At 40.9% G+C, this 12,759-nt stretch carries 7 protein-coding genes; 1 reads left to right on the top strand and 6 read right to left on the bottom strand.

What is annotated here, in order from left to right; genetic code table 11:
• Window positions 1-117 precede the first annotated feature (117 nt).
• The 6 genes from SAE01_RS17310 to nirB form a co-directional block, all read right to left on the bottom strand.
• Complete coding sequence (locus tag SAE01_RS17310; protein ID WP_147205052.1) at window positions 118-1,593, bottom strand: rubredoxin; 1,476 nt, start codon at window positions 1,591-1,593, stop codon at window positions 118-120.
• Window positions 1,594-1,657: 64 nt separating this feature from the next.
• Window positions 1,658-5,263 (bottom strand): nitrate reductase, encoded by a 3,606-nt coding sequence (locus tag SAE01_RS17305; protein WP_246113269.1) that lies wholly within the window; start codon window positions 5,261-5,263, stop codon window positions 1,658-1,660.
• A gap of 270 nt (window positions 5,264-5,533) precedes the next feature.
• The gene (locus tag SAE01_RS17300) at window positions 5,534-6,847 is read right to left on the bottom strand and encodes an MFS transporter (RefSeq protein ID WP_147205051.1); all 1,314 of its coding nucleotides are present in this window, start codon (window positions 6,845-6,847) and stop codon (window positions 5,534-5,536) included.
• A 55-nt stretch (window positions 6,848-6,902) separates the two neighbouring features.
• Window positions 6,903-8,255, bottom strand: coding sequence for an alginate export family protein (locus SAE01_RS17295; protein ID WP_147205050.1), 1,353 nt, complete (start codon window positions 8,253-8,255; stop codon window positions 6,903-6,905).
• Window positions 8,256-8,337: 82 nt separating this feature from the next.
• A complete protein-coding gene (nirD, locus tag SAE01_RS17290; RefSeq protein WP_147205049.1) occupies window positions 8,338-8,724 on the bottom strand; it encodes a nitrite reductase small subunit NirD in 387 nt (128 codons plus the stop codon).
• Between the two features lie 349 nt (window positions 8,725-9,073).
• The gene (nirB, locus tag SAE01_RS17285) at window positions 9,074-11,602 is read right to left on the bottom strand and encodes a nitrite reductase large subunit NirB (RefSeq protein WP_147205048.1); all 2,529 of its coding nucleotides are present in this window, start codon (window positions 11,600-11,602) and stop codon (window positions 9,074-9,076) included.
• Between the two features lie 211 nt (window positions 11,603-11,813).
• Here nirB and cobA point away from each other — a divergent pair, with 211 nt between their 5' ends.
• Window positions 11,814-12,587 carry a uroporphyrinogen-III C-methyltransferase gene (gene cobA, locus SAE01_RS17280; RefSeq protein WP_147205047.1) on the top strand — a complete coding sequence of 258 codons (774 nt, stop codon included), beginning with the start codon at window positions 11,814-11,816 and terminating at the stop codon, window positions 12,585-12,587.
• Window positions 12,588-12,759: the final 172 nt, after the last annotated feature.

The raw sequence follows: 12,759 nt of genomic DNA, 5'->3' as shown, positions 1-12,759 counted from the left end.
TATCAACAAAAGGCAGGTAAAAAGGTTGATAGTACGCAGCTGCCGGTAGCTACTTCTTGGCTATGAATGCAACCTCTAAATTCGTTTTGGTTAATCCCTTTCCTGTTAACGATGGTTTTAAGAAACTGGAGTATTTAGCATAGAAAGATCGATAGCTTCAAAGTCTTCTTTGCCGGCTTCACATAATGGACACACATAGCTAGAAGGCAGTTGAGTAAAGGGAGTTCCTGGAGGAACATTATTCTCTTCATCACCCGTCGTTTCATCGTAAATAGAAAAGCAATGTTTACATTGATAGACTTCTTTCAACGGAACAGTTTCTGAGGATGCATCTGCGGGATGATTTAGATTTTCAAGGATGACTGTTTTTTCCTCACTTTCCAATTCGTAAAAATATTTGCATAACGAAACAAGGTACGTTCCGAGGTGTTCTTTCTCAACATCTTTTCTAAAGATTATCAAGTTCGAAGTATTGGGATTGAAGTCAGCAGTGTATAAAATTTCAAAACGCTCCAATGCTTTTAATCGTTCGGGGTTTCTGACTTCTTGTTTCCTCACAATTACAGAACCCAGCATACTTGAAAAAGCCCTCGTCTTTACCGCAAAGCACAGCCCATAAGTTCGTACGTCCTCTTTATCGAAATAGCGGATTATATGTCTTTTTAGTTGCAGACCATCTTCGCAGTTGTCTTCAATCTGCCAGTTTAATTCGTTGGCTGCATGGCGAACATTGATCCTGTATTTGCCCAGCGCATAATCCCACAAATGTCTTTCGCTTGTTTCGATGCCTTTGATAATAATGCTTTTCCATGGAGTCGTATACATTTGACCTACTCTTGTTTTCATACAGATAGAACAAATTTGCAACAGGAAGTTGACTGAGAACGATTCTTCACGCCTGTAAATTCCCAGCCAGTAATTGTTGTCGTAGCGGTTAAAGCCTTCATAATAAGGCAGTGAAAATGTCGGAAGCTGCAGCGCTTTTTCTATTGGCTTAGAAATGAACCGACAGGCATCCTTCACTTGTTTGTATAGTTCATTTCCGTTAGCAATTTCTTTCGTAGCTAAAGCTCCTTCTATGTGTTTCGACACGGAAGCAATGTCATTTGTATAAACTAATTCAGGAAAACAATACACATGCTCCGACTTAGGAAAACGGACGTACAAATACCAGAAATGGGTTGATTCAGAAGAGATCCAATTTACATGACCAGTGAAAAATGGAACGAGGCTTTGGTTACTATCAGTAATATTAATTTTTACGGCAGGCGTGTAATCGAATAGGTTGAAGATGTCTTTGTAAACACCCTCACGCACCCAGGTATCAGTAGTGAAAATATCAACCGCAGGGTAAGAGCTTACGATGTTTGGATGGGCTTCTTTTTTTCTTGAACAAGCAATATTTTTTTCAAAACACGCCTCAGTAAATACATCTATATGTTTTACCGGCACTTCCAGAATTAATTGTTGCCTCAAACCAAAACGTACGTCTTTTACTTTAGCCATTGCAGCTATTTCAAGTACTTCTTTTAAGTAACCCGGAGAAACAATGCCGCCAGTAAAATTAATGTATATAAGTTCTGTTGTTGCCATGTCCTAACCCCTAAAGGTGAATTTGCTCCCCGCCCTAAAGGGAGCTATTGTTATGTAATAATGTTTAAGCTCTTTGTGCTTTTAGTTTAGATGCATTATTAATTTGCCCCAGGGATCTGTATTTGAGCGGCGGCAGCAGCTCCCCTTCAGGGGCAGGGGGGCTACATCTCTCCAATATCGCCAGCACTTCTGGTCTGCAACTTCCGCATCCCATACCTGCTCCTGATGCTGTGCAGAGAGATTTTAATTCTGTGCATCCTTCCCTTATTTTATTTTCGATGTTGCCTTCTCCAACACTACCACAAGAACAAATCAATTTACCAATTACAGGTTCCGCTTTTTTACCAGAACGCAACAATTCAAGACGTTTTTCCGATAATTCAATTTTATGCTGGATTAAATCTCGATACTCTAAAAATTCTGTTTTATCGCCAATCAATATCGCACCTACCAACCGGTCGTTGTGGATGACGCACTTTTTATAATACCTTTTTGCTTTATCAATAAATACGACTTCTTCATAAGCAGGATCGTTTGCAGGAGCTTCAGGTAGTCCTAAAGAACACAAATCAGTTCCATGCATTTTTAGGATGTTCATTAGCAATGAGCCCTCATAAAAGTTGGAGATGTCACCATTTAAATGTTTCGCTACAATATCAGCCTGCTGTTCTGCTGCTGCGGTAATGCCATACAAAAAACCTTTAAACTCTGCGATTTCACCAATAGCATATATGTTCGGATCATTTGTTGACAGGTATTCATTAACCACTACTCCACGTTTACATTCAATTCCCGATTCACGAGCAAGTTCAATATTAGGGGTTGTTCCTATTGCGATAACGATTGCCTGGCAATCTATTTCGCGTCCGCTTTTAAGTCTTATGCCCGTTACGGTTTGTTTTCCAATAAACCGTTCTATCTCATCATCATAAAATATTTCAACACCTTTGTCGGTCAGTTCTTCATCAAGTAACTGGCTTCCCAATGTGTCTAACTGTCGATCCATTAAGCGGGAAATTCTTTGGATAACGGTCACTTCAACATTGACTTCGCGCAGTGACGCTGCTAACTCAATTCCGAGTAATCCACCACCCACTATTACAACTTTACCTTTTGTGGGATCAACATGATTTTTAAAGTCATCAGCATCAACCCGGCTACGCATGGTGAAGATGCCTTGCATTCCAGGAATGTCTCTTAGCATGGTAGCCCTGCTGCCTGTTGCCATCAATAAGACATCGTAAGTATGAACAACACCTCTGTTATCAACAACCAACTTCTTGCCTCTTTCTATTTGTTCAATGCTTACTCCTCGATGTAATTTTATATTTAGATTGTATTCTTCCTCATCTTTCATTTTTACCAGCTGCTGCCATTCCTGCGCTCCGCTTATATAGTCAGGCAGCATTACTCTGTTATAAAACGGGAAGTTTTCTTTACTGAAGATCTCAATTTCATCTTCTGTATTCATTGCACGGTAGCTTTTTACAAAACCATATGCACCTGCTCCAGCCCCAATGACTATTATTTTTTGTTTGGCTTTTTTGTATCGATGAACCTGGACAGCAGAAAATTTAAAATCAGGTTCTTTTGAGATCAAATCGACAAGGTTATTGGTAAGATTATTTGCCCTGTTTAAATCGCTGTTTAATATCTTACCCCAGTGCATGGGTAAAAACACAACCCCTTGTTTTATGTCCGTCGTCAATTTTGCCTTTACTCTCACATTACCCCGGCCATTGAAGATCTCGACAATATCATTTTCATTGATGTTTCTGTCTTCCGCATCATTTGGATGGATTTCTAAAAACGAGTTGGATAGATGTTGTTTTAGCTTACTCACCTTTCCTGTTTTCGTCATCGTATGCCATTGGTCACGTATACGGCCTGTAGTTAAAACAAGTGGTAAGTCTTCTGTAGTCTTTTCCGATTGATTGCCTTCTTCAACCGTTTGAATAATTGCTTTTTTAGAAGGAGTATAAAATTGTTTGTCAGTAAACAATCTTGTAGTTCCAAAACCCGTTTCTTCTTTTGTGTATGGATATTGAACGCTACGCTTGCTCTTAAGAACATCATAGCTAAGTCCTGTAATGTCGATGTTGGTTCCTTCTGTCGTTCTGCAATGTTCTGCGTAGATCTCAGAAGAGTCTTTGTAATCAAAACCATGAAAGCCCATCTTTTTAGCAAAAAGGCTAATGATTTCAGCATCAGGAAGCGCTTCTCCCGGGACCTCTACTATTTTGTTCATGTAAGCAATTCTTCGTTCCGCATTCGTCATCGTTCCTTCTTTCTCTGCCCATGCTGCAGCGGGTAAAATAACGTCTGCATACTTGAGCGTTTCCGGTTTGTTGCTTACGTCCTGTACCACTACAAACTTTGCTTTCCTTAGGCCTTCTTCGGCAATTCTTACATCGGGAAGGCTTACCAATGGATTTGTTCCAATAATCCAAATAGCCTTTAGTTTTCCGTCGTTTAGCGCTTCAAACATTTCAGTTGCGGTATAACCAGGCTTTGAAGCAATGGTTGTACCACCCCAAAAGCCCTGCATAAAAGCACGATCGCCCGCGTTGGCAAGGTTACGGTGAGCAGGCAGCATATTTGCCATACCACCCACCTCTCTTCCACCCATTGCATTGGGTTGACCAGTTAATGAAAATGGGCCGCTTCCAGGCTTACCGATATGACCTGTAATTAGGTTTAAGTTGATTAAGCTGAGATTTTTGTTTACGCCAATAACGCTTTGGTTCAACCCCATCGTCCACATGGTGATAAAACCTTTTGCATTGCCTATGTACGATGCAGCTTCTCTAATGTCTTCTTCAACCACATCACATATCACCGCCGCTTCTGCAACACTTCGTTGCATCACTTTATTGCGATAAGCTTCGTAGCCTTCAGCATGTTCTTTTATAAAATGGATATCAATGTCTCCGTTCTCAATTAGTATCCGTCCAATCGCATGATGTAGTACTACATCAGTTCCTGGCTTTAGTTGAAGATGGACATTTGCATATGAACAAGTTTGCGTTTTCCTTGGGTCGCTGACAATGATTTTAATGTTTGGGTTAAGGGCTCTTGCAGCTTCAATCCTTCTCCATAAAATAGGATGACACCAGGCGGGGTTTGCGCCTGCAACAAAAATGCAATCAGCCAGTTCCAGGTCATCATAACTAACAGGAACACTGTCTTCGCCTAAACTCATTTTATACGCTGCCACTGCACTGCTCATGCATAAGCGCGAATTGGTATCAATGTTATTGCTACCAATAAATCCCTTCATCAACTTATTGACTACATAATACTCTTCCGTCAGGCACTGCCCCGATGCATAAAAAGCAACTGAATCAGGACCGTATTTATGGATAAGTGTTTTAAAAACAGCAGCAGTCCTCTCCAACGCCTGGTTCCATGTAACTCTTTGTCGCTGCATGCTTTTATTGTAACGCATTTCGGGATACAACAACCTGTCGCTTTGATCCATTACTGTATAATGCAAGTTCATTCCCTTACTGCAGAGCATGCCTTTGTTCACCGGGTGATCCTTGTCGCCTTCGACATGCAGCTTACCGTTGCGGTCTTTATGCATTACTATTCCGCAGCCGACCCCGCAATAGCAACATGTTGTGCGCCCCCCGCCCCCCTGAAGGGGGAGTTTGGAAAATTCGTTCATTTTATTTGAATTACTCATTCGTCAATTTTCTATTAGAACTGGGATGGGTGAGATTTTTGGGATAGGTGGGATAAGGATAATTTTAGTCTGAACCTTGATCTGGATTTTTTGGATTAAGGGATATTTTAGCACATTTACTTTTTCTTCAAAATCCATTTAATGGCTTCAAATTATGGTTCAGATAATCCCACAATTCCCATTCATCCCATTATCCCGGTTCAGACATTTCCTCAAAATCCAAAAGATCCCTCTAAATCGTGGTTCAGACAACTAGGCCACCGCAACTTCACGTCCCAGCAACACTTCTTCGGCAACAGCCTCTTTCTTACCAACAAATCTTGTTACAAAAACAACAGCCGAAACAGCAATTACGATATACCCGATGTAGGTAAAAGCCTGCGCATATGAAATGGTTGAAGACTTAAACAGGAAGCCGAACATCATACCACCTAGGTTACCGCCGGCACCAACAATACCACTAACCAGACCTACATTTTTTTCATCGATGAAAGGAACAATTCCGTAAGTAGCGCCATTGGCCATTTTAAGGAAAAGGGCGAAACTTAACATGCTAACGATCGCAAATACAAGTGAACCAGCCTGGGCAAAAAGGATGAGGCCGAGACCTTCAAGCAACAACACAATTGCAAGCAATAATCCTTTTCCACGCATGCCAAATCTTTTACCCGTTTTGTCCGAGACAATACCGCCAAGTGCACGGGCAAATAAATTCATCAAACCAAAAATTCCTGCCCAAAAACCTGCATTTGACTGAGACAATTTGAACGTATCAACAAAGTGAAGCGAGGCAACGTTATCGAAAGTGATTTCCATCCCGAAGCACATTGCATAAGCAGCAGTCAGTGCCCAAATTCTCCAGTCTTTCAAAACAGACCAATCGGTTTTTTCACTTACTTTTTTAGTTCTTCCAATTTCTTCAAAGTTTCCTTGTGGAGTATCTTTTGTAAACCTCTGGTATAAGAACGCGACGATTACCATCATTACTCCCGGAACTATCATCGCGTATCTCCACGCTTCGCCTTTTGTAAAACCCATTCCTACTATGGATGCAAAAATCAATGGCATTACAATATTGGTGACTCCACCACCCAAATTACCCCAACCGCCTGCAACTGCATTGGCTGTTCCTTTAATGTTTGATGCAAACATCATAGAGGTATGAAACTGCGTGATGACGAATGAAGCACCGATGATACCTATAGCAGCACGAAACAAAAGGAAGGTTGTATAATCTTTTGCAAGGCCTACAAAAAATACCGGCAACGAACCGAGAAGCAATAAACGGACAGCAGTCTTTCGCGGTCCCCAGCTATCGCAAAGCTTGCCAATAATGAGACGGGCAATGATGGTTGATGAAACTGAAACGATAATGAGATTTCCGACCTGGCCTTTTGTAAGGTGAAGGTTTTCGCGAATGGTCGGCATTAAAGGAGCCAGACCGAACCAGCCAAAGAAACACACAAAGAACATGAGCCATGTTGTGTGAAAACTTTGCATTTGTATGCCTTTCAAGCTAAAAACATTTAGTTTGGTTAGTGGCTGTTGAGATGTTGGAAGAGACATAAGAAGTTGTATTACGGGTGATAAATTGATTTTGCTGGCAGGCAACCCGTTTGTATTATTTGAAGAGGAAGTCTGGTTTGATGTTAATCATCACATAAGCCCAGTTATTATTTGCCTGAGCGTTTGCTACGTTTTTAACAGCCGCAGAAGTAAGAAGCGGAGTTGCAAAGAAGTGTGCATATCCACCCTCGATGGTTATTTGTTTTGTAAGAGAATAATTACCTACCATGTCTATTTCCTGTCCGAAATTTCTTTGATTATCACCGGTGCGAATGCTGGCTGCGCTGTTGAATTGATGAAGGTCTGTAGAGAGCAAAAATTTGTCAGATGTTTTATATTTTGCTTTTATATAGTAATCTGTTAAACCGCCTTTACCGAAAGGGTTGGCTGCGTAGAAGTAGTCCATCAATCCCCATAATTTATGAGGTGTTCCGTATAAAGGATCGAAGGTATTGCTGGTAGCACCTTTGGAACCGCCGGATGTATAATCAACACCGGCAGCAGCGTTAACCTTTTTATTAAAAGCATATTGAAAAGTTCCACTTAATAATATCGCACTTAATTTCTGAGCTGTAGCCGTCTTGCCAAATTGGTAGTAAGCAGATGCAGTAACCCCAACTTTATCAAAAGTATTATTTAGGTAGAAGCCAGTTGTTGCCCTGCCCCAACTACCCTGTTCAAAGGTTTTTACGGTACTGCTGTTTACCGTGTCCATCCTGTATTTGCTAAATTGATCGGTAAAGAACAAAAAAGACGCATTGCCACTTTTTAGCTTTTTGCCGGCGTATAAAAATTGCATGCTTTTATACATGTTGCCGCCATTAGTGCTGCTGGTATAATTTCCGGCCGGGTTGCTATTATAAACTGTTCCTGATGCATTTTCTTTGTTTTGATTAAATGCTCCTGCTACATGCAGCATCCAGCCCTTAGTCTCATATTTCAATACCGCCGCATCATGCCTGCGACCTTGTTGCAACCAATCGAGGTTTCCAATCAATCGCTGGTCATCATACACCAATTCCTGCCTTCCTAACTTTAGGCTTAGTGCTTTGTTTTTAACAGTTGTGTCTGTCAAAAACATTTCTGCCCACGCTTCGTGCAACATCATTCCATTGTTGTCAGGAGTAGTTGTACGATTGATAGTCGATACGTCCTGTCCCCAAACACGTACTTCCTGCAAGCTTACACCGAACTTCAATCTGTACATATTATAGCCAACGTTTAGCCGTGTACGTTGAGATGTAAAAAATGCTGGACACGCACCTTTTGGTGACGGCACTCCTTGCCCGTCTCTTAATTCTGTTCTTGTTCTCAACTGTGCAGACATCGATAGTTGAGCTTTCGTTCGAACTCCGGTCGCCGTGCATAAGAGCAAAAGCGTGACCGGAATGAATGAAGGTTTTTTCATGTAATTTTAACCTGGGTTTTAAGTGAGCGTTATTTATTTAAGACTTAAGTCCGGCAGGTGGCAGCCTGTCCGGGCTTCTTATTTATGCGCATACAGTTTCATACGTTTCATTGTCTTCTTCAGACACACCTATGTACACTAAATTGTCTTCAATTTTTACAGGGTATGTTTTAATCTTGTAATCATCGCCACTCATGCAGTGGCCGTCAACCAAGGAGAAATTTTTCTTATGAAATGGGCATGCAACTTTGGGTTCTCCTTCCAACGATCCGATCATTCCGCGGCTCAGTGCCATTTGCATTCGATGAGGACACATGTTTTGAGAAGCGTACCATTCTCCACGGCGGGTGAAGTTGAACAGGGCTATCTGTTTGTGTTTATACTTTACACAAACGCCCCCATTTTCGGGTACGTCATAAGTGTTGCATGCAGGAAACCAGGTAATGTTTCCGGTAAGTGTAGTACTCATATTTATGAAATTTTGATGAAGAGTTATGGCAGTAACATTCATTCTAAAACTTCATACAGCAGCTAATCGTAAGGCTATCAAAGGCAAACAATCGTTAGGGTAAAAGAGATTTATTTATTATGAAAGCAGTATTTTATTAGTTTGGATCTTTTGGACCAGACTTTTTGTAAATCTGTTATATCATCGGTTGCGTCGCACTCTTGTACTTGTGTTAATTCTATTGAGCGATAAATATTTTCACGCAAAGAACGAAAAGGAATACAACGTTAAGGCGCAAAGAGAGGGCTTGTACTTTGCGTCTTTGCCCCTTTGGTTTTTCTTTTCGTGAAATAGAACTCTCCACCTTTCCCTACTTCCACTCCATCGCCTTTTTCTGATCTCTCAACGGTTCAAACTTTATTGAAGGATCTTTTTCTTCCGGTGCATTTACAAAATGCGAAAACCTCTTTTGTAGTTCAGGGTTGTTAACAACAGCTTTCCACTCACATTCGTAACTGTCGACCAGCAATTGCATTTCAGCTTCCAATTGCTGAGCAACACCGAGGCTATCATTTACCACAACATTTCTTAGGTAATCTATTCCCCCTTCCATTTTGTTTAACCAGGTAGCAGTACGTGATAAAGGATCTGCTGTTTTTATATAAAACATCAGGAAGCGATCAATGTATTTGATACAAGTGTCACTGTCTAAATCAGTAGCTAGTAATAAAGCATGTTGAGGTTTGGAACCACCATTACCGCATACATACAAGTTCCAGCCTTTTTCAGTGGCAATTATTCCAAAGTCTTTCGATTGTGCTTCGGCACATTCACGTATACAACCTGATACTGCTGATTTTATTTTATGCGGTGCACGAAGACCGCGATACCTTTCTTCAATTCTTATAGCATAACTAACGCTGTCGTGTAAGCCGAAGCGACACCAGGTAGAGCCAACACAGCTCTTCACAGTGCGTAAAGCTTTGCCGTAAGCATGTCCGCTTTCAAAGCCAGCTTCAATTAATTCTTTCCAGATTGCAGGTAGATCATTGAGATGAGCTCCAAATAAATCGATCCTCTGTCCGCCTGTTATTTTTGTGTAGAGGTTATATTTCTGCGCCACCTGTCCAATTACTATTAATTTCTCAGGAGTAACTTCTCCACCAGGAATACGGGGTACTACAGAGTAAGTTCCGCCTTTTTGAATATTTGCCAGGTAACGGTCGTTACTATCCTGAGCCGTATCATTTCCTTTCTTCAAAATCATCTCATTCCACAAGCTTGCAAGGATAGATGCAACAGCCGGTTTACAGACTTCACAACCGTCACCGTGTCCTATTTCATCTAATACAGCATCATAAGATTTCAGTTGTTTTACCTTAACCAAATCATACAACTCCTGCCTTGAATAACTAAAGTGCTCGCACAGAACATTTCTCACGTACTTACCCTGCGCCTTCATCGTATGAACCATCAGGTCTTTCAACATCGGAATACAACCGCCGCATCCTGTTCCTGCTTTTGTACATTTTTTTATGGAATCTACAGTTTCGCAACCTTTTTCAGTTACCGCATTGCAGATGTCACCTTTAGTAACCGCCTCACAACTACAAATCAAAGCATCTTCAGGAAGGCTTAACACGCCTGCCCCGCCTTCAGGCTCTGCACCACCTCTTGAACCAAGAATAACATCTTCAGGATTTGGTGGTAATGCGATCTTATTTTTTGTTGTTTGCAAAAGCATGTTGTATGCTTCCGCATCACCAATCAATACTCCCCCTAAAAGGTGTTTACCATCTTGTGTTATGTTGATACGTTTGTAAACTCCTTTCATTGTGTCTTCAAACACAACTGTACGACATTCAGCTTGTGGTACAAATGGATCACCGAAGCTTGCCACATCTACCCCAATCAACTTCAACTTCGTGCTCATGTCATAGCCGGTGAAGCCCCTAACCCCCGAAGGGGAATTATTAATCTTTGCTAACAAGTAGTCTGCAACTACCTGCGCCATTTCATATCCCGGTGCCACTAGTCCGTAAATCATTCCATTGTACAATGCACACTCGCCAATTGCAAAAATGTTCGGGTCATTTGTTAGCATGTGATCATTTACCACTATTCCACCACGGTGTCCAACCTCAAGGCCTGCGAGTTTTGCAATCTCGTCCCTTGGCTTTATACCCGCAGAGATGACAAGCATGTCTACACTAATGTGAGATTCATCTGCAAACTGCATTCCGGTAATGCAATCATCACCAAGTATAGCAGAGGTATTTTTATTAGTATGTATTTTCAGCCCAAGAGTTTCCAATTTTGCCTGTAGAATTTTAGAACCCGCATCATCAATTTGACGCGGCATAAGCCGTGGCGCAAATTCAATTATCTGTGTATCACAAATTCCTAAGTCAAGCATTGCCTTTGCGGCTTCAAGACCTAACAGACCGCCACCAATGACTGCGCCAGTTTTTGCTTTCTTAGCATATTCAGTCATCATTTCAAGATCCTCTATTGTTCTATATATAAAGACACCTTCTTTTTCAACTCCGGGTATGGGGGGAACAAATGCAGATGAACCAGTCGCTAAGACCAAATAATCATAAGATTCTGTAATTCCATGAAATGAATGAATTGTTTTGTTTAGCCTGTCTATACTTTGGACAGGGTCGCCAAGATAGAGCCTGATATTATTATCTGCATACCATTGGGCAGGTGCCATGGTAAGCTCTTCTGCACTTTTACCTGCAAAATATTCGCTGAGGTGAACCCTGTCGTATGCCGGTCTGACTTCCTCACCAAATACTGTTATAGATAAAGCTGATGGTAAGTCCGTTTTTGCTACCAGCTTTTCGCAGAATTTGTAGCTAACCATTCCATTTCCTATGATTACAATTTTCATAGTGTTAGGTGTTTAATTAAGAATTAAAAACTAATTAGAATGGCAAGCAGTTAAAACATTAAGAAAAAGTATATGTAATAAATATTTATACTTTTATTACAAATTCTACTCTTTTCCGTGATTTGTATCATAAATTTACAAGGTTCATATTTACAAAAGTGCTTTTTCTGATTCTTTTTCTTAAAATAGTTAACATATTTTAAATATTAATATGAAAGAACAATTAATTTCTTTAGTTGGAGCAGGCCCGGGAGATCCGGAATTAATCACCTTAAAGGCAATAAAAGCCATCCAAAATGCGGATGTAATCCTGTATGATGCGTTGGCTAATAATGCGCTGCTTGAATACGCTTCGCAGGATGCAGTAAAAATGTTTGTCGGAAAACGTTTTGGTTGTCACGCACTTTCTCAGCAAGAAATAAATAATGTTATAATAGAGTATGCAATGTCGCATGGAAGGGTTGTTAGATTAAAAGGGGGAGATCCTTTTGTATTTGGACGGGCTATGGAAGAAATCGACGCTGCACGCGAAGCAGGAATAGAGGTTGAGGTAATCCCGGGAATCTCGAGTGTACTTGGTGTACCTGCATCACAAATGATACCGTTAACCTGTCGCGGAATAAATGAAAGCTTCTGGGTTACTACCGGAACTACACAATCAGGAGAGATATCAGCAGACATAAAGCTGGCAGCTCAATCAAGCGCAACGGTTATCATATTAATGGCTATGAGCAAGCTGGAAGCTATTATGGAAGTTTTTGCGGAGCATGGTAAGAGTGAAACACCAGTAGCTATCATACAAGACGGAACAACCGATAATGAAAAGATGGTTATAGGTAAGGTAAATGATATCTATTACAGGGCACAATATAAAGGGCTATCTAACCCGGCGATTATAATGGTTGGAGAAGTTGTCAACCTCCATCCCTCTTTATATAAACACTACGTTAAAGCAAACGTGGAGCATGCTGCTATGAAAAGCTAACGTACAAGTGAGTGACACAACAATGTTTGGTAGAGGGCTAAAGCCTGTAAAAAACATTGTTTCTAGGAATACACTTTCTTTTTTTAGAGGTAGAATATTTTTGGCCCCCGGCGACACATTTGTTTTACCCGCTCGATCAGTGTAATTTATTTGTATAACAATGAATAGCAAA

The sequence above is a fragment of the Segetibacter aerophilus genome (assembly GCF_007991655.1).
In the GTDB taxonomy this organism is placed as follows: Bacteria; Bacteroidota; Bacteroidia; order Chitinophagales; family Chitinophagaceae; genus Segetibacter; species Segetibacter aerophilus.
Note: the sequence above shows the minus strand (reverse complement) of the source record. Positions and strands in the feature narration are given on the sequence as shown.

Coding starts and splice junctions, on each gene's coding strand:
- SAE01_RS17295 (WP_147205050.1), bottom strand. CDS start 8,255: ATGAAAAAACCTTCATTCATTCCGGTCACGCTTTTGCTCTTATGCACG.
- cobA (WP_147205047.1), top strand. CDS start 11,814: ATGAAAGAACAATTAATTTCTTTAGTTGGAGCAGGCCCGGGAGATCCG.
- nirD (WP_147205049.1), bottom strand. CDS start 8,724: ATGAGTACTACACTTACCGGAAACATTACCTGGTTTCCTGCATGCAAC.
- SAE01_RS17300 (WP_147205051.1), bottom strand. CDS start 6,847: ATGTCTCTTCCAACATCTCAACAGCCACTAACCAAACTAAATGTTTTT.
- SAE01_RS17310 (WP_147205052.1), bottom strand. CDS start 1,593: ATGGCAACAACAGAACTTATATACATTAATTTTACTGGCGGCATTGTT.
- SAE01_RS17305 (WP_246113269.1), bottom strand. CDS start 5,263: ATGAACGAATTTTCCAAACTCCCCCTTCAGGGGGGCGGGGGGCGCACA.
- nirB (WP_147205048.1), bottom strand. CDS start 11,602: ATGAAAATTGTAATCATAGGAAATGGAATGGTTAGCTACAAATTCTGC.